The following is a 21,084-nucleotide window of genomic DNA, read 5'->3' on the forward strand; positions in this document are numbered from 1 at the left end:
TGGATAAATGGAATCGTTTACACAAGCTGATAATTCCTAACCTACAGGGTTAATGGCAAAATAATCCATAGAGAGATTAGTCAGGTCAGTAAAAATTGGTAGCGGTTACATTATGGGGGCGGCGCAGCGGTTACCGCGCCGGTCAACAGAGAGGGAAGCTTTTTAACGCAGCGTATCCTGCTGATAACGGTAGCTTTCGCCATCAGGTACAAAGCTCAGACGGTGGGTGATACACTGCGGCGCATCTTCCGCATGGTGCGAAACAAAGAGCAGCTGCGTTTCACCCTCGCCAATCAGCACGTCGATAAAGCGGCGGATCAGCTGCCGGTTGATCGGATCTAACCCTTGCAGCGGCTCATCGAGGATCAGCAGGGCTGGGTGCTTCACCAGCGCGCGGGCAATCAGCACCAGACGCTGCTGTCCCCATGACAGAGCGTGGAAAGGGGCGTCGCCTGCCTGCGCCATACCCAGAAGATGCAGCCACTGCGCAGCAAGAAAATGCTGACGGTCAGACACCGCCTGATAAATGCCGATCGAGTCAAAGTAGCCGGAAAGGATCACGTTGCGTACGCTGCTGCTGACGCGGTAATCCAGATGCAGGCTGCTGCTGACGTAGCCAATATGCTGCTTGATGTCCCAGATGGTTTCGCCGCTGCCGCGACGGCGGCCAAACAGCGTCAAATCGTTGCTGTAGCCTTGCGGATGGTCGCCGGTGACCAGGCTGAGCAAGGTGGATTTGCCGGCGCCGTTCGGCCCGACGATTTGCCAGTGTTCGCCGGGTTTCACTTCCCAGCTCAGGTGATTCAGAATCGGGCGATCGTTATAGGAGACCACGCCGTCGCGCAGCGTGATAAGCGGCGCGCCGGCAGCAGGCTTCGTTCTGCCTGCGGTATCGTCCGTCGCCGGCAGCGTCATGCCTGCCAGCGTCTCGCTGTGCGCCAGCTGTGCGACCAGCGCTTCCGCCATAATCGCATCGCGTGCGCCAACGTGCGTCAGCGTGCACTCCGCCAGTACGCCCACTTTTTCAATAAAATCAGGGATATCGTCAAAGCGATTAAGCACCAGGGCGAGCGTATAACCGCGCCGGTTAAGCTGATGCAGCACGTCGGCCAGATTCTTACGTGACGCCACATCCAGGCCGTCAAAAGGTTCATCAAGAATGAGCAGATCCGGTTCGGACATCAGTGCCTGGCACAGCAGCGTTTTACGCGTTTCGCCGGTCGAGAGATATTTAAAGCGGCGCGTCAGCAGCGGCGTGATGCCGAACAATTCGGCCAGCTCTGCGCAGCGCGCCGCGTTTTTTACCTCATCCTGAATGATCTCCGCCGCGGTGCGGCCGGTATCTTCTTCGCCGGGACTGAGCAGGTCGGTGTTATTGCGCTGCCATTCGTCGGAGACCAGCTTTTGCAACTGCTCCAGCGACAGGCGCGCCGGGCGGAGGAACGTGCTGGAAAAGGTGCCTTTGGCGGGCGGCAGCTCGCCCGCCAGCGCCCTGGCGAGCGACGATTTGCCGCTGCCGTTCGCGCCGACAAAGGCCCAGCTTTCGCCACCGTTAAGCGTCAGCGCATCCAGCGTCAGCGTGCGGGTTGCGCTAAGATGAAATATGCCTTGCGAAATATGCAATGTTGCCATGATTCATTCCATTTTATGCATTGTTCTTTCACTAATAGCCCCACATGCTGGCGATGTCAACGCGCGCCTGGTCAGAGCAGCGTGGCGATAATCACCCGATCGGCATCGAAATGCGCAATAACCTCCAGCCCCGGCCGCAGGTTTTGCTCCGTAACCCGTTGGTTAGCCAGCGTGGCGCACAGCGTTTCGCCGCCGGGCAGGGTGACCAGCACTTCGCTCTGCTCCTCACCCCTCTCAAGATGGCTGACAATGCAACTGAGCTGATTGTCTGCGTCAGAGGGCGCGCAGGTGATGTCAATCCATGGCGCCTTGATCAACACCAGTACCTCTTTGCCGCTGTCCAGCGCCAGACGATTGGCGCTGCGTTCGGTCAGCGCGGCGGTAATGCGGGTTGCGCCATCGGCCAGCAGGATTTCAACATGTTGCTGTATGGCGCGCGCATCACGCTCCACCACGCTGCCGAACAGCTGGTTACGCGCGCTGGTCTGCAACGAAAAGCGTGCAATCGCGCCCAGCAGGCTGCCAGGCGGAACGTCATCCTGAAGCACGTCAAAGGCGCGCTGCTGGATCTGCTCCATTAGCGCATAGAGCTGAAGCAGCCTTTCGCCATACGGCGTGAGCAGCGCGCCGCCGCCGCCTTTGCCGCCGGTCGCCCGCTCAACCAGCGTTCGATCGGCCAGCGTGTTCATTTCGTTAATCGCATCCCAGGCGCTTTTATAGCTGACGCCAGCCTGCTTTGCGCCCTGGCTGATCGACCCGGTGAGCTGAATCTGTTTCAACAGCGCTATCCGGCGCGGATCGGCAAACAGACGCTGTTGCGATTTCAGGATCAAAGAGAGTTCGGCCTGCATGGTTGTTCCTCGTGCAACGTCTTAATGCGCAAAGTGTACACCTTTGCGCGCCGCAGGCGTAAAAACAGGTAAAGCGCACAAAAGGTCAGTGCACTTTTTTTTGGCGTGGTTACAATAACTTTTTGTTCAGCAACGGAGGCTACAATGCTGGAATTATTGAAAGGTCTGGCTGTTGCCATTCTGATGGTGCCGGTGGTCATGGCAATCATCCTTGGCCTGATTTACGGCCTTGGCGAAGTGTTCAACATCATTTCGAAAATTGGTCATCGTGATGACGGCGCCCCGGCGAAAAATCGTCAGTAATCTCTTCCCTCACGCCCGCCCCGCCGGGCGTGCGTTTTTTGCGCTTCCTCAACGTTCCCGCTCTTCCTCTGAAAAATTCATGACACTGTTTTCCGACTCGTTATATCATCCGTTGCATAACGTAAACCCTGGAGAACACCATGTCTGTTGAAATGCGTCCTTACCTTGTTGGCGCGGTACTGAGCCTGAGCGTAGCGGGTCACGCCGTGGCGGCGGAGAACATCACCGTTTTTGCTGCCGCGTCATTAACTAACGCCTTGCAGGATATCGCCACGCAGTATGAAAACGGCAAAGAGGTGAAAGTGGTCTCTTCCTTTGCCTCGTCTTCCACGCTGGCGCGCCAGCTTGAGCAGGGGGCACCCGCCGACCTCTTCATTTCAGCCGATCAGCAGTGGATGGATTATGCGGTTGAGAAGAAAACCGTTGATGATTCAAGCCGCTACACGCTGCTCGGCAACGATTTGGTGCTGGTTGCGCCGGAGAAAAGCCACGCGAAACCGGTGACCATTTCTAAAGACACCGACTGGAAAAGCCTGCTGAAAGGCCAGCGTCTCTCCGTTGGCGATCCCGATCACGTGCCTGCCGGTATCTATGCTAAAGAAGCGTTGCAAAAGCTCGGTGCCTGGGACACGCTTTCCCCGATGATGGCGCGCGGCAACAGCGTGCGTGCGGCGCTGGCGTTGGTGGAACGTGACGAAACGCCTTACGGCATCGTCTATGGTTCTGACGCGGTGGCCAGCAAAAAAGTGACGGTAGTCGGCACCTTCCCGGAGGAGAGCCACAAGCCGGTCGAGTATCCGATGGCAATGGTGAAAGATCATAACAGCGCCAGCGTCACCGCCTTTTACAACTATCTGAAAGGGCCGGAAGCGGCTGCCATCTTTAAACGCTATGGATTTACGCCGAAACAATGATGTTGAGCGATCCCGAATGGCAGGCCGTTGCCCTGAGCCTGAAAGTCTCCTCGGTGGCGGTGTTATTCAGCCTGCCGTTCGGGATTCTGATGGCGTGGGTGTTGGTTCGCTGTCAGTTTCCCGGCAAAACCCTGCTCGATAGCCTGATCCATCTGCCGCTGGTGCTGCCGCCGGTGGTGGTGGGTTACCTGCTGCTGCTGGGATTTGGCCGGCGCGGTGTGATTGGCGAATACCTCTACGACTGGTTTGGTTTCAGCTTTGCCTTTAGCTGGCGCGGCGCGGCGCTGGCGTCGGCGGTGATCGCCTTCCCGCTGATGGTACGCGCCATTCGCCTCGCGCTGGAAAACGTGGACGGTAAACTGGAGCTGGCGGCGCGCACGCTGGGCGCCGGGCGCTGGCGGGTGTTTTTTACCATTACATTGCCCCTTACGCTGCCCGGCATCATTGTCGGCACCGTGCTGGCCTTTGCCCGCTCGCTGGGCGAGTTTGGCGCCACCATCACCTTTGTGTCGAACATTCCCGGCGAAACGCGCACGCTCCCCTCGGCAATGTATACGCTGATTGAAACGCCGGGCGCGGAAGGCGCGGCGGCGCGTCTGTGCGTTATTGCTATCGCGCTGGCGCTCTGCTCACTTCTGCTCTCCGAATGGCTGGCCCGCTGGGGCCGCAAACGGCTGGGGGGCTGATGCTCGAACTCAATTTTACTCAGCGGCTTGGCGACCATACGCTTTCTCTTAACGTGCAACTCCCCGCGCAGGGCATTACCGCCGTTTTCGGCGTTTCCGGCGCTGGGAAAACCTCGCTGATCAACGCCATCGGCGGGCTGACGCGCCCGCAGCAGGGACGTCTTGTGCTGAACGGCAGAACCCTGAGCGATGCCGACGCGGGCATTTTCCTGGCGCCGGAAAAGCGCCGGATTGGCTATGTCTTTCAGGACGCACGGCTCTTTCCGCACTATCGCGTGCGCGGCAACCTTGAATACGGCATGGCAAAAAGCATGCGCGCGCAGTTTGACGCTATGGTGGCGTTGCTGGGGCTGGAAAAACTGCTGACGCGCTATCCTGTCTCACTCTCCGGCGGCGAGAAACAGCGCGTGGCAATCGGACGTGCGCTGCTCACCGCGCCGGAAATTCTGTTGATGGATGAACCGCTTGCCTCGCTCGATCTGCCGCGCAAACGCGAGCTGTTGCCTTATTTGCAAACGCTGGCGAAACAGGTCGATATTCCGCTGCTCTACGTCAGCCACAGCCTTGATGAAATCCTGCATCTTGCCGATCAGGTACTGGTGCTGGATGAAGGACGGGTGAAAGCGTTCGGCGCGCTGGAAAGCGTCTGGGCCAGTAGCGCAATGCGTCCGTGGCTGCCGCCTGCCGACCGCAGCAGCATTCTGCGGGTGCAGGTGCTTGAGCAGCATCCTCATTATGAGATGACCGCGCTGGCATTAGGCGATCGCCTTCTTTGGGTCAGCCGGGTTGATGCGCCAGTGAAGACGCCGCTGCGTATTCGCATCCAGTCCGCCGACGTGTCGCTCGCGCTGCAACCGCCCGTCAACAGCAGCATTCGCAACGTGATACCGGCGCAGGTCGCGGAACTGCTGGACGTTAACGGGCAGCTTGAGGTCAGGTTATTGATCGGCCAGAGCGAACTCTGGGCGCGGATCACGCCCTGGGCGCGCGATGAACTGGCGATCAAAAGCGGCATGTGGCTTTATGCGCAGATCAAAAGCGTGGCGATTGTGGCTTAAAGGATCTCTTTATAGAGCGTTTCGGCGATGCCCGGCTCCAGGTTGGTGCCGATAACGCGGCCGGCACGGGCTTTGATCGCTTCATCGGCATTGCCCATCGCCACGCCAAGCCCAGCCGTTTCCAGCATGCTCAGATCGTTATAGTTATCGCCAAACGCCAGTACGTCGCGCATCTGCAAGCCTTCTGCCGCCACCCACTGCGCCAGCCGCTTGCCTTTGCTGTTGCCGGCTTTGGCGATGTCCACCTGATCGTGCCATGACCATTCGCAGGCCAGCCCCATCTCTTTTTCAACGCTTTCGGCAAACTGTTGCAGCGCACGCGTGTCGGGATGGGAGAGGGCGAATTTCCAGATCGAATCTGCCTGTTCGGCCGCGCGGGCCAGGCTGTCAACCTGCCGGAATACCGGACGCTGATGCGGCGGCAGCGACAGTCCCCAGTTAATGGTGCGGGTCACGTGGCCGGTTTCGGTTTCATACAGCATGGCATCATCGACGTACAGCAGGCCATGAATGGCGGCGTCATCCAGCATGCGGATCACCCGCAGCGCCTGATCCTGCGGCAGCGGATCGGAATCAATGACTCTTTTGTTGTGATAGTCGTATAAATAGGCACCGTTGCAGCAGATCGCGGGCGTATCCAACGCCAGCGCCTGATAAAACGGATGGATAGCGACGTGATGACGCCCGGTCACAATCACCACTTTAACGCCCGCCTCGCGGACTTTTTTTAACGCTTCAAGCGACTCAGGCAGGATGGTTTTGCGCGGCGTCAACAGGGTGCCGTCGAGATCCAGCGCGACAATGCGATAGCTCATCATGATTTTCCGATAGCGACAGGAGAATCGCCGAGTTTACACCCTGCGCCCTTGCCGACAAAACCGTGCGCCATAATTCCTCCACGCTGAGGGCAAAAACGCGCTACCCTTTGCCACTCACCACCCGCAAAAAGGAGACGATATGCAACAGGTTGTTTACACCGCCAGCCCTAAAAGCCAGCAGATCCACGCGTGGCAGCTTCACGACGACGGCGCGCTGACGCTGCTTCAGGTGGTGGACGCGCCCGGTGAGGTGCAGCCGATGGTGGTCGGCCCCGACGGACGTTTTCTCTACGTTGGCGTACGCCCCGGATTTCGTATCATCGCGTATCGTATTGATGCAGAAGGCAAACTGACGGAGGCCGGACAGGCTTCGCTGCCGGGCAGTCCAACGCATATTTCCACCGACCGTCGCGGTCGCTTTATTTTCGTCGGTTCCTATAACGACGCCTGCGTCAGCGTCTCGCCGGTGGGCGAAGATGGCCTGCCGGGCGAGCCGCTTCAGGTGATCAACGGCCTCGACGGCTGCCATTCAGCCAATATCGATTTGAATAATCACACGCTCTACGTGCCTGCGCTGAAACAGGATCGCATCTGCCTGTTTGATTTGCAGGAGAACGGCACGCTGACGCCGCACGCACAGCCGCAGGTCACTACGGTCGAGGGCGCCGGGCCGCGGCATATGGTTTTCCATCCCAACCGGCAGTACGCTTACTGTATTAACGAGCTGGACAGCACCGTTGACGTCTGGCGCCTGCGCAATCAGCACGGCGAGATGGCGCGCGTACAGAGCCTGGATATGATGCCGGAAGGGTTCAGCGATACCCGCTGGGCGGCAGATATTCATCTCACGCCGGATGGTCGCCACCTTTACAGTTGCGACCGCACCGCCAGCGTGCTGGCTGTCTTCAGCGTCAGTGAAGACGGCGGCCTGTTGACGCTGGAAGGGCATCAGCCTACCGAAACGCAGCCGCGCGGCTTTAATATTGATAATACGGGCCGGTATCTGATCTCCGCCGGACAGCTATCGCATCATATCGAAGTGTATAATATTGCGGGCGTGCGGGGATTGTTGCAGCCGCTGGCGCGCTATGCGGTAGGGCAGGGGCCAATGTGGGTGGTGGTTCACTCACTTCGCTGAGCAGAGCGGGCACCCGCTAAGGGGTGCCCGATGAATCAGCTATAGAGCGCCGTAATGGATGCGCTGGCAAGCTGATGGAAATGGACGTTAAAGCCCAACATCGCGCCGCTGGCGTTTTCATCCACCTCCAGCTTTTCCACATCCAGCGCGTAAACGGTGAATATATAGCGATGGCTTTCGCCTTTGGGTGGTGCCGCGCCGCCGTAACCGCTGGTGCCGAAGTCGGTGCGGGTCTGTACCGCCCCGGACGGCAGTTCGGCGGTGCCGGAGCCTGCGCCCTGCGGCAGCACGCGCGTATCGGCGGGCAGATTCGCCACGCCCCAGTGCCACCAGCCGGAACCGGTCGGCGCATCAGGATCGTAACAAGTCACCACAAAGCTCTTTGTGCCAGACGGCACGTCATCCCACGTCAGATGCGGAGAAAGGTTGTCGCCCTGATAGCCCATTCCGTTAAACACGTGACGTTCGGGCAGCTTGTCGCCATCGTTAAAATTGTGGCTTAACAGTTTCATTCCACCTCCTTGCATTATTGATGAAGCAGTTTTAGCAGCTCCTCGGCTGCGGCGGCAGAGGATGCGGGATTCTGGCCGGTCACCAGATGGCCGTCGGTCAGCGTAAACACGCCCCAGTCATCGGTTTTTTCAAACTCCGCGCCCAGCGCTCTGAGCGCATCCTCAACCAGGAAAGGTACCACATTTGTCAGGCCCACGGCGGCTTCTTCACTGTTGGTAAAACCGGTAACGCGCTTACCCTGCACCAGCGGCGTGCCGTCAGGTTTTTTGGCGTGACGCAGTACGCCCGGCGCGTGACACACCGCGCCCACCGGCTTGCCGTTGGCGTAAAAATTCTCAATCAGTTCAATGCTTTTTCTGTCGGTCGCCAGATCCCACAGCGGGCCGTGCCCGCCGGGATAGAAAATAGCATCAAAGGTGCTGCTGTCGATATTCTCCAACTGTTGGGTGTTAGCCAACGCCTGCTGCGCCGCGATGTCCTGACGGAAACGTTCCGTATCGGGCGTCTGCGCATCGGGCTCATCGCTTATCGGATCGAGCGGCGGCTGGCCGCCAGCGGGCGAGGCCAGCACCACGTTAATACTGGCATCGCGGAACACATACCAGGGCGCGGCGAACTCTTCCAGCCAGAAACCGGTTTTCTTGCCGGTTTCACCGAGGCGGTCGTGGGAAGTTAAAACCATTAGCACTTTCATCAGGCGTTCCTTTAAGGTTTGTCGCCAGCGACACGGATCAGCACCTTGCCGAAGTTTTTACCCTCAAGCATGCCGATAAACGTCTCCGGGGCGTTGTCCAGACCATCGATCACGTCTTCGCGGAAAACGAAGCGCTCCTCAGCCACCCACTGACTCATCTGAGTGAAAAATTCGCCGAAGCGGTTAGCGTAGTCCTGCGTAATAATAAAGCCCTGCACGCGCAGCCTCTTACGCAGAATGGCGCTCTGAAAGGCAGGCAGCAGGTTTGCGCCGGGCGCGGTGTCGGTGCTGTTGTAGTCGGCGATCAGCCCGCACACCGGAATGCGTCCTTTGGTGTTCATCAGCGGCAGCACAGCGTTAAATACCGCCCCGCCCACGCTCTCAAAATAGACGTCGATGCCGTCACGGCAGTGGCGACGCAGCGCTTCACTCAGATTGGCAGAACGGTGATCGAGACAGCGGTCGAAGCCAAGCACCTCTTCGGCGTAGCGACATTTTTCTTCGCCGCCCGCGATGCCCACCACATAACAGCCTTTGAGTTTCGCAATCTGTCCGACCATTGAGCCTACTGCGCCAGTGGCCGCGGCAACCACGACGGTTTCGCCAGGCTGCGGATTGCCGATATCCAGCAGGCCCATATAGGCGGTAAAACCGGTCATACCCAAAATACCCAGCGCCCGGGAGGGATGCTTCAGCACCGGGCCGCTCAGTTTGAACAGATCGTTGCCCGTCGACAGTGCAAAATCCTGCCAGCCGCTCTGGCTGACCACCCAGTCGCCCGCGGCGTAATCAGGATGGTTTGATTGTTCAACCACGGCGACGGTGCCGGCGCTCATCACGTCATTGACGGCGATCGGCGGTACATAGGAAGGCGCGTCGCTCATGCGGCCGCGCATGTAGGGATCCAGCGACAGCCAGACGGTACGCAGTAAAACCTCGCCCGCGCCGGGCGTCGGCACGTGCTGCGATTCCAGGCGGAAGTTGCTTTCAACAGGCGCCCCGTGCGGGCGGGAAGCCAGCACGATGCGGCGATTAGTGTGTTTGTCTTGCGGCATAATTTACTCCTTCTGCGGGACGGTGCCCCGTAAAAGCGTAGTGCATCAATGCATCGTCTGCCTGGCGCTGTGTTGCAGGATGCTGGCCGTGAAGGCTACGGGGCGGCAAACAGCGCGGGTCTGGAAAGCGCCGCGCCGATGGCGTCGGTTAAGCGTTTCAGCGCATCGGGCTGAATAATGTAGGGCGGCATCAGGTAGATAAGCCTGCCGAAGGGACGGATCCACACGCCCTGCTCGACAAAAAACGCCTGCAACGCCGCCATATTTACCGGACGATGAGTTTCGATCACGCCAATGCTGCCGAGTACGCGGGCCGCCCTGACTTCGCTGCTGTCGGCCAGCGGCAACAGATCGCGCGTTAACTGCGCTTCAATGGCCGCCACCTGCTGCACCCAGTGGTTCTCCTGAAGAATCGCCAGGCTTTCACTGGCGACCGCACAGGCGAGAGGATTGCCCATAAAGGTCGGCCCGTGCATAAAACAGCCCGCCGCGCCGTTGCTGATGGTGTCCGCCACGTGGCGGGTGGTCAGCGTGGCGGAGAGCGTCATGGTGCCGCCGGTCAGCGCCTTGCCGACGCACAGAATATCCGGCGAAATGCCTGCGTGTTCACAGGCAAACAGCTTGCCGGTACGCCCGAAACCGGTGGCGATTTCATCGGCAATCAGCAACACGCCGTGCGCGTCGCACAGCTCGCGCACGCGCCGCAAATACGCAGAATGGTAAAAACGCATTCCGCCTGCGCCCTGCACGATGGGCTCCAGGATCACCGCCGCCAGTTCGCCAGCGTGCCGGACAATCAGACGACTGAAATCCTGAATATCTTCCGGCTGCCATTCATCGCCAAAGCCGCAGACGGGCGCGGCGGCGAACAGGTGATCCGGCAGGTAGCCCTGATAGAGACTGTGCATTGAGTTTTGCGGATCGCATACCGACATGGCGGCGAAGGTATCGCCGTGGTAGCCGTTACGTAAGGTTAAAAAACGTTGCCGCTTCTGCCCGCGCGCCTGCCAGTATTGCAGCGCCATCTTCATCGAGACTTCCACGGCAACCGAGCCGGAGTCCGCCAGAAACACGCACTCCAGCCCCTCTGGCGTCATCTCCACCAGTTTGCGGCAGAGCGCCACGGCGGAAGGATGCGTGATGCCGCCGAACATTACGTGTGACATCTGCGCAATCTGCCTGCTCATCGCCTGATTCAGGCGCGGATGGTTGTAGCCGTGGATCGCCGCCCACCATGACGACATACCGTCCACCAGTTCACGCCCGTCCGCCAGATAAAGCGAGGTGTCTTTCGCCGCCGTCACCGGGTAAACCGGCAGCGGCTTGCTCATCGAGGTATAGGGATGCCAGATATGGTCGCGATCGAAAGCCAGGTCGTCAGGTGTCATAAAATTCTTGTAAACCAAATTCAAAAAAATTAGTTTACAAGTATAACCACGCAATGATTGTTGACGACAGATCTTTTTGGAGCATGCAATGACAACCCGTTGGACTCTTTCTCAGGCGCAGGCCCTGTTTGATAAGCCTTTTCTCGAACTGATGTTTGAAGCGCAGCAGGTGCATCGCCAGCACTTCGATCCGCAACAGGTGCAGGTGAGCACGCTGCTGTCGATTAAAACCGGCGCCTGCCCGGAAGACTGCAAATACTGCCCGCAGAGCGCCCGCTACAAAACCGGGCTGGCGTCAGAGCGCCTGATGGAAGTGGAAGAGGTGTTAACCTCCGCCCGTAAGGCGAAAGCCGCCGGTTCAGGCCGCTTCTGCATGGGCGCCGCATGGAAAAACCCGCACGACCGCGACATGCCTTACCTTGAGCAGATGGTCAAAGGCGTCAAAGAGATGGGCATGGAAACCTGTATGACGCTTGGCACGCTGAGCGATGAACAGGCGCACCGTCTGGCCCACGCCGGCCTGGATTTTTATAATCACAACCTGGACACGTCGCCGGAATTTTACGGCAACATTATCACCACGCGCTCCTATCAGGAGCGACTGGATACGCTGGGTAAAGTACGCGACGCGGGGATCAAGGTCTGTTCCGGCGGCATTGTCGGTCTGGGCGAAACCGTTGACGATCGCGCGGGGCTGCTGGTGCAGTTGGCTAATCTGCCGACGCCGCCGGAGAGCGTGCCGATCAACATGCTGGTGAAGGTGAAAGGAACGCCGCTGGCCGACAACGACGACGTGGATCCTTTTGATTTTGTGCGCACCATCGCGGTCGCGCGGATCATGATGCCGTCCTCGCACGTGCGGCTCTCCGCCGGGCGCGAGCAGATGAGCGAACAGACCCAGGCGATGTGTTTTATGGCGGGCGCGAACTCCATTTTCTATGGCTGCAAGCTGCTTACCACGCCAAACCCTGAAGAGGATAAAGATCTTGTTCTGTTCCGCAAACTTGGCCTGAATCCGCAGCATAACACCACCACGGCGGGCGATAACGAGCAGCAGCAGGTGCTGGCCGGACAGTTACTGAACGCCGATACCGAACAGTTTTACAACGCGGCGCTGTAAATGAGCTGGCAGCAACGCATCACCGACGCGCTCGCTGTGCGGCGCGGAAAAGGCCAGTTTCGCCAGCGGCAGGTTATTCAGCCGCACGGCGGCGCCTCGCTTGACGTGAACGGCCGGCGCTATCTCAACTTTGCCGCCAACGACTATCTGGGGCTGACTCGCGATCCGCGTATCGTTCGCGCCTGGCAGCAGGGCGCAGAGCGTTACGGCGTGGGCGCGGGCGGATCGGGCCACGTCACCGGTTACGGCGCGCCGCACGCCGCGTTTGAAGAGGAACTGGCCGACTGGCTTGGCTATCCGCGCGCGCTGCTGTTCATTTCAGGTTTTGCGGCAAATCAGGCGGTTATTGCGGCGATGATGGCAAAAAACGACCGCATCTTCGCCGACAAATTGTCACATGCCTCGCTGCTGGAGGCCGCGGCGCTGAGTCCGGCTACGCTGCGCCGTTTTGCACATAACCAGCCCGACGTGCTGGCCGCGCTGCTGACGGGCGTCGACGGCGGAGAAACGCTGGTGGTAACCGAAGGCGTCTTCAGCATGGATGGCGACAGCGCGCCGCTGTCCGCCCTGCACGCCCTTACTCGCCAGCACGGCGGCTGGCTGATGGTGGACGATGCGCACGGCATCGGCGTCACCGGCGAAGAGGGGCGCGGCAGCGCGTGGCACCAGCAGGTGCAGCCGGAACTGCTGGTGGTTACCTTCGGCAAGGCCTTTGGCGTCAGCGGCGCGGCGGTACTCTGCCAGGCCGAAACGGCAGACTATCTGATCCAGTTCGCCCGCCATTTGATCTACAGCACGGCAATGCCGCCCGCCCAGGCATGCGCGCTGAGCGCTTCACTGGACTGCGTCAGGCAGGGCGATGCGCAGCGCCAGCGGCTGGCAGAGAATATCGCGCTGTTTAAAGCCGGTGCCGCCGCGCGCGGCTTCAAACTGACGCCTTCGCTGACGGCAATCCAGCCGTTGATAGTGGGCGACGAAGCGCGCGCGCTGGCGCTGGCCGACACGCTGCGCGCGCGGGGCTGCTGGGTGACGGCGATCCGGCCGCCAACGGTGCCGCCCGGTACGGCGCGGCTGCGCATCACGCTCAGCGCGGCGCATCGGTCGGAAGAGATCCAACGGCTGCTGGAGGCGCTGAATGACGCAAGAGGTTAACAAGCAGGCGGTGGCGCAGGCGTTTGGCCGCGCGGCGACGCACTACAATCAGTTTGCTGAACTCCAGCGCATGAGCGGCGAGGCGCTGAAGGCCTTTGCCTTGCGCCACAGCGGACTGGCGGTGCTGGACGCTGGCTGCGGTACGGGCTGGTTCAGCCGTCAATGGCGCGAGGCGGGCAACCGGGTCACCGCCCTCGATCTCTCGCCGGTGATGCTCCAACAGGCCGAGACGCAGCAGACGGCGCACGGTTACCGGCAGGGCGACATCGAAGCGCTGCCCTTCGGTGAGGCGGAATTTGATCTCTGCTGGAGCAATCTGGCGGTGCAGTGGTGCGCCGATCTGCGCCAGGCGCTGCACGAGATGCGGCGCGTGACGCGTCCTGACGGCCAGGTACTCTTTTCGACGCTGGCGGCGGGATCGCTCAGCGAGCTTTCGTTCGCCTGGCAGCATCTTGCCATGCCAGCGCCCGTTAACCGCTTTCTTACCGCCGACACGATTGCCGAAGCGGGTAAGGATCTGCCGCTGACGCTGCACCCGCAGACGATGACGCTGGCTTTCCCGGACGTTCTGAGCGCGCTGCGTTCGCTGAAGGGTATCGGCGCAACGCATCTGCATCAGGGCCGCCGCGCGTTGCTGACCCGCCAACATCTTATCCGGCTGGAGCAGGTCTGGCCGCGCGACGCGCGCGGTTGCCTGCTCAGCTATCAGCTTATTTATGGAGTAATTGAACGTGACTGAACGCTGGTTTATAACCGGAACCGATACCGAAGTAGGTAAAACCGTGGCAAGCACCGCGCTGCTTCAGGCGGCGCGCGCGGCGGGCCTGCGCGCCGTGGGATATAAACCGGTGGCTTCGGGCTGCGAGATGACGCCGGACGGGCTGCGTAATGAAGACGCGCTGGCGCTGCAAAAAAACAGCGCGCTGTCGCTGCCCTATGCACAGATCAATCCGCTGGCCTTTGCGGAACCCACCGCGCCGCATATCGTCAGCGCGGAAGAGGGCAGGCCGATTGCGTTTGAGCAGCTCTCTGCCGGCCTGGCGACGCTGACTGAACGCGCAGAGTGGGTGCTGGTTGAAGGCGCGGGCGGCTGGTTTACGCCGCTCTCAGAGACCACTACTTTTGCCGGTTGGGTGGAGCAGGAGCAGCTTCCGGTAGTGCTGGTGGTTGGCGTGAAGCTGGGCTGCATTAATCACGCAATGCTCACCGCGCAGGCGATTCAGGCCAGCGGACTGCGGCTGGCCGGCTGGATCGCCAACGCTATCGAGCGCCCCGGAAAACGCTATGCGGCGTATCTGGAGACGCTGAAACAGCGGCTGCCTGCGCCGATGCTCGGTGAGATCCCGCATCTGACCGCGCCCGACGCGTTTGAGCGCCTCGATCGCTATGTGCGCCTGCCGACGTAAACCCCGACGCGCAGTGCATCGTTAACCGGTGCTCTGCGTGGTCAGCCAGGTATCCACCATGCTCTCATTGAGCTGCGCAACCTCGCCGCGGGCCACGCCCCGTCCCCGGTGCAGCAGCAAAAAGTAATCGGCCACTTTGCGAATAAACGAGATGCGCTGCTCCAGCAGTAAAATCGTCAGACCAAAGTCATGATTCAACCGGTGAATTAAATTTCCCATCTCCTCTTCCAGCCACGGCGACATGCCTTCTACCGGTTCATCCAGGATCAGCAGCCTGGGTTGTAGCACCAGCGCACGCGCCAGCGCCAGCTGTTGCTGCTCATCCAGCGAGAGATCGCCGCTGCGGCGGTGGCGCAGCGACCAGATTAGTGGAAAAAGCTCAAACACCATCGGCGGAATGCCTCGTTGTCGCGCCTCGCCTGCGCCGGAGAGCAGAGCGATGTGCAGGTTATCCTCCACGCTGAGCTGTGAGAAGATCTGCCGTCCCTGCGGCACATAGCCGATACCCAGCGCCGCCCGACGCTCGACGGGTTGATGCAGCAGATCCAGCGGCGGCAGGTTACCCTCCTGCCAGGTGATGGACCCGCTGTTGATCGGTAAATGGCCCATAATGCAGTTCACCAGGGTTGTTTTGCCCATGCCGGTGCTGCCCACCACGCCGGTACAGGTACCGGGCGACAGATCCAAATCAACATCCCATAAGATGTGATTCTGACCATAGAATTGATTAATTGAACGTAAGCTGAGCATCTTCCACTCTCCTTCAGACAGTTTTCGATCGCCTCTGCTTGCGTCCGCTCTGCGTCGTCTTGCAAACAGTTGTGTTAAACGTGCCGCGGCTTCGTGAACTGGCGAAAAGAAAGCGTGCAGCGTTGTAGTCAGCATTGCAAGTTATGGGCCAGTTGTCTGATAACAACGCGAAATAAGCCCCCGTTGCCGCTTTTTTCAGGGCCAGCGAGTAATGGATAGTTAATCATTTGCTTCGCTGCACCCGCACGGGGCATTTCTTCGGTGCAGCAGCAAAAAAACGCCCGGGCGCGCGCGTTAAAAAAAAGCGCCGGGGGCTGGCTGAACGGGCCGATTTGTGCCAGGCAGGGCGGCCCGCAGGCAAACGCCAATCGAAAAAAAACGGAAAAAATTTTTTTGCAGGCGCGTGGGACTGTTTGCGGCGATTTATGCACATGAGATGGTTCGGGCGCTGCCGTCAGTTATCCACTATTCCTGTGGATAACCATGTGCATGAGTGACTTAAAACCCTCGCCAGGCGAGAGCGGACGCGGCCTGGAGTCAGATTGGTGCGAAACGCGCCTTGTTACCTAAAGTTTTTTAAATCAATGAGTTGTATAAAATCAAGAGCCAAAAAATTGGCTTAACATTACTGACATAGTTTTTATTCGACAGGCTTGACAAATGTTAAAGCGCTTGCCCGTTCTGGGGATAACCGCTTGCGCGCTATTCTCATTTTTAATGCCGCCTTTGGCATAAGCGCAAATGGCGAGTAAGTAAACGGATCCGGCTTGAGGACTGTGTATATATCCACTGTTTTTTGCTGGAAAAATCGCCGTAGCAGAGTAGAATTAATCTCCTGTCCGCGCTTTAACCATCAGGTACGTAACGTAATGAGCAAAGTCTTTAAACTCAACTCCGATTTTAAACCTTCCGGCGACCAGCCTGAGGCTATCCGTCGTCTGAAAGAGGGGCTGGAGGATGGGCTGGCTCATCAGACGCTGCTGGGCGTAACCGGCTCAGGAAAAACCTTTACCGTGGCGAACGTCATTGCCGCCCTTAATCGCCCGACGATGGTGCTGGCACCGAATAAAACCCTGGCGGCGCAGCTCTATGGCGAAATGAAAGAGTTTTTCCCGGATAACGCGGTGGAATACTTCGTTTCCTACTACGACTATTATCAGCCTGAAGCTTACGTCCCCAGTTCAGATACCTTTATCGAGAAAGATGCTTCGGTGAACGAGCATATCGAACAGATGCGTCTCTCTGCCACTAAGGCTCTGCTGGAGCGTCGCGACGTGGTGGTGGTGGCGTCAGTGTCGGCAATCTATGGTCTTGGCGATCCCGATCTTTACCTGAAAATGATGCTGCATCTGACGCGCGGCATGGTGATCGATCAGCGTGCCATTCTGCGCCGCCTTGCCGAGTTGCAGTACACCCGCAACGATCAGGCTTTCCAGCGCGGCACCTTCCGCGTGCGCGGCGAAGTGATCGATATCTTCCCGGCGGAATCGGATGAATACGCCCTGCGCGTGGAGCTGTTCGATGAAGAAGTGGAGCGGTTGTCGATTTTCGATCCGCTGACCGGCCACATTGATTCGGTGATCCCGCGTTATACCATCTATCCCAAAACGCATTACGTCACGCCGCGCGAGCGCATTCTTCAGGCCATGGAAGACATCAAGGTTGAACTGGTCGAGCGTAAAAAAACGCTGCTGGAGAATAACAAACTGCTGGAAGAGCAGCGCATTTCGCAGCGCACGCAGTTCGATCTGGAGATGATGAACGAGCTGGGTTACTGCTCCGGTATCGAAAACTACTCGCGTTACCTGTCAGGTCGCGGACCGGGCGAAGCGCCGCCAACGCTCTTTGACTACCTTCCTGCCGACGGGCTGCTGGTCGTCGATGAGTCGCACGTTACCATTCCACAGATTGGCGGCATGTATCGCGGCGACCGCGCGCGTAAAGAGACGCTGGTTGAGTATGGCTTTCGTCTGCCCTCCGCGCTGGATAACCGCCCGATGAAATTTGAAGAGTTCGAAGCGCTGGCGCCGCAGACGATTTACGTTTCCGCCACGCCGGGCAACTATGAACTGGAGAAATCCGGCGGTGAGGTCATCGATCAGGTGGTGAGGCCAACCGGCCTGCTCGATCCGCTGATTGAGGTGCGTCCGGTCACCACTCAGGTGGACGATCTGCTGTCAGAGATCCGTAAGCGCGTGGCCATTAACGAGCGCGTGCTGGTGACGGTACTGACCAAGCGCATGGCGGAGGATCTTACCGAATATCTCACTGAACACGGCGAGCGGGTGCGCTATCTGCACTCCGACATTGATACCGTGGAGCGCGTTGAAATCATCCGTGATTTGCGCCTTGGCGAGTTCGACGTGCTGGTGGGGATTAACCTGCTGAGGGAAGGGCTGGATATGCCTGAAGTGTCGCTGGTGGCGATTCTGGACGCCGACAAAGAGGGCTTCCTGCGTTCCGAGCGCTCGCTGATCCAGACCATCGGCCGCGCAGCGCGTAATATCAACGGCAAAGCGATATTATACGGCGACAAAATTACGCCGTCGATGGCGCGGGCTATTGATGAAACCGAACGTCGTCGCGAGAAACAGACCATCTACAACGCGGAAAACGGCATCGTGCCGCAGGGCCTCAACAAGAAAATCGCTGATATTCTCGAACTGGGTCAGGGGCTTAACAAACTCAACAAAAACAAAGGCCGCGGCAGCAAGTCGGCCCGCGATATCGTTGAGGATGACAGCACTTACCTGGCGCTGACGCCGCAGGCACTCCAGAAGAAAATCCGCGAACTGGAAGCGAAAATGCAGCAGCATGCGCAGAACCTTGAGTTTGAAGAGGCGGCGCACGTTCGCGATCAGCTCCACGAGGCGCGCGAGCTGTTTATCGCCGCGTCCTGAGTGCGGCGCGGCATCTGCCGCGCCCGCCACCTTCAGCCAATGGACTGGATCGCGTGTTCCAGCGCGTTGTGCAGCAGCTGACGGTCATGACGATAGGGAATATCAGCAGCGTCAAGCGGTTCCTGAATAATTAACCGATCGCCCACGCCCTGCGTGTTCACGTGCGGGCCAATCACCACCGCATCGATCACTTTTTTGCCGATGGCTTTTTCCATTATCGCAAGCTTATCAGCCAGCGTCAGACGCGCAGCAGCAGGGCTGAGTTCTTTTCCGAGGTTGCCGATAAATACCATGGTGGCGGGCGTGCGGCGCAGCGCCTGCGCCATATCCGGCATCAGCAGCACTGGCATCAGGCTGGTGTAAAAGCTACCGGGGCCGATCAGAATTAAATCTGCTTCGCCTACTGCCTCAATCGCCTCGCGCGTGGCGTTAACCGTGGGCGAAAGCCGGAGCGACTGTGGCGCGTTGTGCATCTGGTCGATGGCCGTTTCGCCATAAATCATGTTGCCTTCGTCGTCGATCGCCAACAGATCGACCGGCTGCTCCGACATCGGGATCAAAAAGGCATCGACCTTGAGCAGATTGCGGATCAAATTAATCGCTTCAACCGGGCGGACGCTGAGGTGATCCAGCGCCTTCAGCATCAGGTTGCCAAGGTTGTGTCCCGCCAGTTCGCCGTTCCCGGCAAAGCGATATTCAAACATGGCCGACGCCACGCTGGGCTCGGTGATGAGCTGATTCAGACAGTTGCGCATATCGCCCCAGGCAATGCCGCCCTCAGAACGCCGGATACGCCCGGTGGAACCGCCATTGTCCGTGGTGGTGACTACGCCGGTCAGTCGTGAACCGAGAGTAGAAAGTGCCGACATGACGCGGCCCAGACCATGTCCGCCGCCGATGGCCACAACGCGATCGAGATCGGCTAAAGTGCGATTGCGCATAAATCTCCTTTAGTGATGTAACGGTAAATTGACCCGGCGCAACACAGCGGGTCGTCGACTATTTTACCTTATCGTGCAGGGAAAAAGCGGTTAAAATACGATATATAGCAAAATATACAACGAAAGGTCGTTCTGGTAACCCGTTCGCATTCGCGGTAGAATTTTCGCAACCTGTTCTACCGAAAATCGGTAAAACACACTTAGCCTGGACAGCCTACGTCGCATGATATGGAGGCCAGGCCGCAACAATTTTGTTGCCAGGGTGCAGAAAGAAATGCCTGCATCCCCCGTATTTGGAAAGGTGTTCTGGTGCCACAATTTACTGACAGCTTCGATCGCCGTTTTTATTATCTGCGGCTGTCGATCACCGACGTGTGCAATTTTCGTTGCAACTATTGCCTGCCCGACGGCTACAAACCGCACGGCACGGCCAACAAAAGCTTCCTGTCGCTGGATGAAATCCGTCGCGTCACGCGCGCCTTTGCGGCTGCGGGCACGGAGAAAGTCCGTCTGACCGGCGGCGAGCCCACGCTTCGCCGCGACTTCACCGACATCATTGCCGCCGTGCGTGAAAACGCCGCGATCCGCCAGCTGGCGGTGACCACCAACGGCTATCGTCTGGCGCGTGACGTGGCGAAATGGCGCGATGCGGGCCTGACCGCGCTCAACGTCAGCATCGACAGTCTCGATGCGCGGCAGTTTCACGCCATCACCGGACAGGACAAATTTCATCAGGTAATGAGCGGCATCGATGCCGCTTTCGAGGCTGGTTTCAGCAAGGTCAAAGTGAATACCGTGCTGATGCGCGATGTCAACCACCGCAGCCTGGACACCTTCCTCGACTGGATCCGCAGCCGCCCGATTCAACTGCGCTTTATTGAGCTGATGGAAACCGGCGACGGCGGCGCGCTGTTTCGCAAATACCATATTTCCGGCGAGGTGATCCGCGATCGCCTGCTGATGCAGGGCTGGACGCAGCAGGCCCGCGCGCGCAGCGACGGCCCTGCGCAGGTATTTCGCCATCCGGACTATCAGGGCGAAATCGGCCTGATCATGCCTTACGAGAAAGATTTTTGCGCCAGCTGCAATCGCCTGCGCGTATCGGCCACCGGCAAGCTGCATCTGTGTCTGTTTGGCGACGGCGGCGTTTCGCTCCGCGATCTGCTTCAGTCCGACGACCAGCAGACGCAGCTTCAGGCACGCATCGCCGCCAGCCTGCACAGCAAGAAGCAGACGCATTTCCTGCATCAGGGCAATACCGGCGTCACGCAAAATCTCTCATTCATTGGCGGTTAATAAGGAACGTAATAATGGCTAAACCCGCAGCAGAATTCATTCCGCTTAACGCAGCGGTGCTGACGATTTCCGACAGCCGCGACGCGGCCAGCGACACCTCCGGCGACTATTTTCGCGAAGCCCTCACCGACGCGGGGCATCACGTATTCGATCGCGCCCTGGTGAAAGATGACCGCTACCGCATCCGTGCGGTGGTCTCCAGCTGGATTGCCAGCAGCGACGTACAGGTGGTGCTGATTAACGGCGGCACCGGTTTTCACAGTAAAAACAGCACGCCGGAAGCGCTTCTGCCGCTGTTTGACCGCGAGATAGACGGCTTTGGCGAACTGTTTCGCATGGTTTCCTGGGAGGAGATCGGCAGCGCCACGCTGCAATCGCGTGCGGTGGCCGGGCTGGCGAATCAGACGCTGATTTTCGCCGTGCCGGGCTCGACCGGCGCCTGCCAGAGCGCGTGGGAGCAGATCATCAT

At 59.1% G+C, this 21,084-nt stretch carries 21 protein-coding genes and 1 riboswitch; of the genes, 12 read left to right on the top strand and 9 right to left on the bottom strand.

The annotated features are described in order from the left end of the window. Positions 1-162: 162 nt before the first annotated feature. Positions 163-1,632, bottom strand: coding sequence for a molybdate ABC transporter ATP-binding protein ModF (gene modF / locus GS12_RS02540; RefSeq protein WP_034943593.1), 1,470 nt, complete (start codon positions 1,630-1,632; stop codon positions 163-165). Between the two features lie 71 nt (positions 1,633-1,703). After that, entirely contained in the window at positions 1,704-2,483 is a 780-nt protein-coding gene (gene modE, locus GS12_RS02545) for a molybdenum-dependent transcriptional regulator (protein WP_034943594.1), read from the bottom strand. A gap of 144 nt (positions 2,484-2,627) precedes the next feature. On the opposite strand from modE, the gene GS12_RS23175 reads away from it, so the two are divergent. The 4 genes from GS12_RS23175 (at position 2,628) to modC (ending at position 5,444) form a co-directional block, all read left to right on the top strand. Beyond that, positions 2,628-2,786, top strand: coding sequence for an AcrZ family multidrug efflux pump-associated protein (locus tag GS12_RS23175; RefSeq protein WP_034913490.1), 159 nt, complete (start codon positions 2,628-2,630; stop codon positions 2,784-2,786). A 140-nt stretch (positions 2,787-2,926) separates the two neighbouring features. Beyond that, positions 2,927-3,700, top strand: a complete 774-nt coding sequence (modA, locus tag GS12_RS02555) for a molybdate ABC transporter substrate-binding protein (RefSeq protein ID WP_034943597.1) — start codon at positions 2,927-2,929, stop codon at positions 3,698-3,700. Further along, positions 3,697-4,386: a molybdate ABC transporter permease subunit gene (gene modB, locus GS12_RS02560; RefSeq protein WP_034913492.1), complete on the top strand. Its 690-nt coding sequence runs from the start codon at positions 3,697-3,699 to the stop codon at positions 4,384-4,386. The genes modA and modB overlap by 4 nt, the downstream gene beginning before the upstream one ends. Beyond that, the gene (modC, locus tag GS12_RS02565) at positions 4,386-5,444 is read left to right on the top strand and encodes a molybdenum ABC transporter ATP-binding protein ModC (protein ID WP_034943598.1); all 1,059 of its coding nucleotides are present in this window, start codon (positions 4,386-4,388) and stop codon (positions 5,442-5,444) included. Before modB ends, modC begins: the two co-directional genes overlap by 1 nt. On the opposite strand, the gene GS12_RS02570 is transcribed toward modC, so the two are convergent. After that, positions 5,441-6,259 (bottom strand): pyridoxal phosphatase, encoded by an 819-nt coding sequence (locus tag GS12_RS02570; protein ID WP_034943600.1) that lies wholly within the window; start codon positions 6,257-6,259, stop codon positions 5,441-5,443. The genes modC and GS12_RS02570 overlap by 4 nt on opposite strands. A 142-nt stretch (positions 6,260-6,401) precedes the next feature. On the opposite strand from GS12_RS02570, the gene pgl reads away from it, so the two are divergent. Continuing rightward, complete coding sequence (pgl, locus tag GS12_RS02575) at positions 6,402-7,400, top strand: 6-phosphogluconolactonase (RefSeq protein ID WP_034943602.1); 999 nt, start codon at positions 6,402-6,404, stop codon at positions 7,398-7,400. A 35-nt stretch (positions 7,401-7,435) separates the two neighbouring features. On the opposite strand, the gene GS12_RS02580 is transcribed toward pgl, so the two are convergent. The 4 genes from GS12_RS02580 to bioA all read right to left on the bottom strand — a co-directional run bounded on the left by GS12_RS02580 (position 7,436) and on the right by bioA (position 11,050). Beyond that, positions 7,436-7,912 (bottom strand): kinase inhibitor, encoded by a 477-nt coding sequence (locus GS12_RS02580; protein ID WP_034943604.1) that lies wholly within the window; start codon positions 7,910-7,912, stop codon positions 7,436-7,438. A gap of 14 nt (positions 7,913-7,926) precedes the next feature. Beyond that, positions 7,927-8,607 (bottom strand): type 1 glutamine amidotransferase domain-containing protein, encoded by a 681-nt coding sequence (locus tag GS12_RS02585; protein ID WP_034943605.1) that lies wholly within the window; start codon positions 8,605-8,607, stop codon positions 7,927-7,929. Between the two features lie 11 nt (positions 8,608-8,618). Continuing rightward, positions 8,619-9,662: an NADP-dependent oxidoreductase gene (locus GS12_RS02590; RefSeq protein ID WP_034943607.1), complete on the bottom strand. Its 1,044-nt coding sequence runs from the start codon at positions 9,660-9,662 to the stop codon at positions 8,619-8,621. A gap of 95 nt (positions 9,663-9,757) precedes the next feature. Then, entirely contained in the window at positions 9,758-11,050 is a 1,293-nt protein-coding gene (gene bioA / locus GS12_RS02595; protein WP_034943609.1) for an adenosylmethionine--8-amino-7-oxononanoate transaminase, read from the bottom strand. 88 nt (positions 11,051-11,138) lie between these two features. On the opposite strand from bioA, the gene bioB reads away from it, so the two are divergent. Genes bioB through bioD form a run of 4 tightly spaced genes read left to right on the top strand, consistent with a single transcriptional unit; the run spans position 11,139 to position 14,728 of the window. Further along, positions 11,139-12,170, top strand: a complete 1,032-nt coding sequence (gene bioB, locus GS12_RS02600; RefSeq protein ID WP_034913507.1) for a biotin synthase BioB — start codon at positions 11,139-11,141, stop codon at positions 12,168-12,170. Then, positions 12,171-13,322 (top strand): 8-amino-7-oxononanoate synthase, encoded by a 1,152-nt coding sequence (gene bioF, locus GS12_RS02605; protein ID WP_034943612.1) that lies wholly within the window; start codon positions 12,171-12,173, stop codon positions 13,320-13,322. It begins immediately after the preceding gene. Continuing rightward, positions 13,306-14,061, top strand: coding sequence for a malonyl-ACP O-methyltransferase BioC (gene bioC, locus GS12_RS02610; RefSeq protein ID WP_034943615.1), 756 nt, complete (start codon positions 13,306-13,308; stop codon positions 14,059-14,061). Before bioF ends, bioC begins: the two co-directional genes overlap by 17 nt. Then, positions 14,054-14,728, top strand: a complete 675-nt coding sequence (gene bioD, locus GS12_RS02615; RefSeq protein ID WP_034943618.1) for a dethiobiotin synthase — start codon at positions 14,054-14,056, stop codon at positions 14,726-14,728. Before bioC ends, bioD begins: the two co-directional genes overlap by 8 nt. 21 nt (positions 14,729-14,749) lie before the next feature. Here the strand turns inward: bioD and GS12_RS02620 are convergent, their stop codons facing one another. Then, on the bottom strand, positions 14,750-15,478 hold the full coding sequence (locus GS12_RS02620; protein ID WP_034943621.1) for an ABC transporter ATP-binding protein: 729 nt from the start codon (positions 15,476-15,478) through the stop codon (positions 14,750-14,752). Positions 15,479-16,347: 869 nt separating this feature from the next. Here GS12_RS02620 and uvrB point away from each other — a divergent pair. Then, positions 16,348-18,378, top strand: coding sequence for an excinuclease ABC subunit UvrB (gene uvrB / locus GS12_RS02625; RefSeq protein WP_034943624.1), 2,031 nt, complete (start codon positions 16,348-16,350; stop codon positions 18,376-18,378). Between the two features lie 32 nt (positions 18,379-18,410). Here the strand turns inward: uvrB and yvcK are convergent, their stop codons facing one another. Further along, on the bottom strand, positions 18,411-19,319 hold the full coding sequence (yvcK, locus tag GS12_RS02630; RefSeq protein ID WP_034943627.1) for a uridine diphosphate-N-acetylglucosamine-binding protein YvcK: 909 nt from the start codon (positions 19,317-19,319) through the stop codon (positions 18,411-18,413). Between the two features lie 185 nt (positions 19,320-19,504). After that, positions 19,505-19,639, top strand: a riboswitch (molybdenum cofactor riboswitch). Here yvcK and moaA point away from each other — a divergent pair. Together moaA and moaB are read left to right on the top strand one after the other, a co-directional pair. Next, positions 19,626-20,615, top strand: a complete 990-nt coding sequence (gene moaA / locus GS12_RS02635) for a GTP 3',8-cyclase MoaA (protein ID WP_152601338.1) — start codon at positions 19,626-19,628, stop codon at positions 20,613-20,615. Its footprint overlaps the riboswitch before it by 14 nt. Before the next feature lie 14 nt (positions 20,616-20,629). Continuing rightward, a partial coding sequence (gene moaB, locus GS12_RS02640; RefSeq protein WP_034943632.1) for a molybdenum cofactor biosynthesis protein B occupies positions 20,630-21,084 on the top strand: 455 nt, incomplete at its 3' end.

The organism is Erwinia oleae (assembly GCF_000770305.1).
In the GTDB taxonomy this organism is placed as follows: Bacteria; Pseudomonadota; Gammaproteobacteria; order Enterobacterales; family Enterobacteriaceae; genus Erwinia; species Erwinia oleae.

Bases quoted from the DNA above. Each gene is read 5' to 3' on its own strand.
- modF (WP_034943593.1), bottom strand. From the start codon at position 1,632: ATGGCAACATTGCATATTTCGCAAGGCATATTTCATCTTAGCGCAACC.
- modE (WP_034943594.1), bottom strand. From the start codon at position 2,483: ATGCAGGCCGAACTCTCTTTGATCCTGAAATCGCAACAGCGTCTGTTT.
- GS12_RS23175 (WP_034913490.1), top strand. From the start codon at position 2,628: ATGCTGGAATTATTGAAAGGTCTGGCTGTTGCCATTCTGATGGTGCCG.
- modA (WP_034943597.1), top strand. From the start codon at position 2,927: ATGTCTGTTGAAATGCGTCCTTACCTTGTTGGCGCGGTACTGAGCCTG.
- modB (WP_034913492.1), top strand. From the start codon at position 3,697: ATGATGTTGAGCGATCCCGAATGGCAGGCCGTTGCCCTGAGCCTGAAA.
- modC (WP_034943598.1), top strand. From the start codon at position 4,386: ATGCTCGAACTCAATTTTACTCAGCGGCTTGGCGACCATACGCTTTCT.
- GS12_RS02570 (WP_034943600.1), bottom strand. From the start codon at position 6,259: ATGAGCTATCGCATTGTCGCGCTGGATCTCGACGGCACCCTGTTGACG.
- pgl (WP_034943602.1), top strand. From the start codon at position 6,402: ATGCAACAGGTTGTTTACACCGCCAGCCCTAAAAGCCAGCAGATCCAC.
- GS12_RS02580 (WP_034943604.1), bottom strand. From the start codon at position 7,912: ATGAAACTGTTAAGCCACAATTTTAACGATGGCGACAAGCTGCCCGAA.
- GS12_RS02585 (WP_034943605.1), bottom strand. From the start codon at position 8,607: ATGAAAGTGCTAATGGTTTTAACTTCCCACGACCGCCTCGGTGAAACC.
- GS12_RS02590 (WP_034943607.1), bottom strand. From the start codon at position 9,662: ATGCCGCAAGACAAACACACTAATCGCCGCATCGTGCTGGCTTCCCGC.
- bioA (WP_034943609.1), bottom strand. From the start codon at position 11,050: ATGACACCTGACGACCTGGCTTTCGATCGCGACCATATCTGGCATCCC.
- bioB (WP_034913507.1), top strand. From the start codon at position 11,139: ATGACAACCCGTTGGACTCTTTCTCAGGCGCAGGCCCTGTTTGATAAG.
- bioF (WP_034943612.1), top strand. From the start codon at position 12,171: ATGAGCTGGCAGCAACGCATCACCGACGCGCTCGCTGTGCGGCGCGGA.
- bioC (WP_034943615.1), top strand. From the start codon at position 13,306: ATGACGCAAGAGGTTAACAAGCAGGCGGTGGCGCAGGCGTTTGGCCGC.
- GS12_RS02620 (WP_034943621.1), bottom strand. From the start codon at position 15,478: ATGCTCAGCTTACGTTCAATTAATCAATTCTATGGTCAGAATCACATC.
- uvrB (WP_034943624.1), top strand. From the start codon at position 16,348: ATGAGCAAAGTCTTTAAACTCAACTCCGATTTTAAACCTTCCGGCGAC.
- yvcK (WP_034943627.1), bottom strand. From the start codon at position 19,319: ATGCGCAATCGCACTTTAGCCGATCTCGATCGCGTTGTGGCCATCGGC.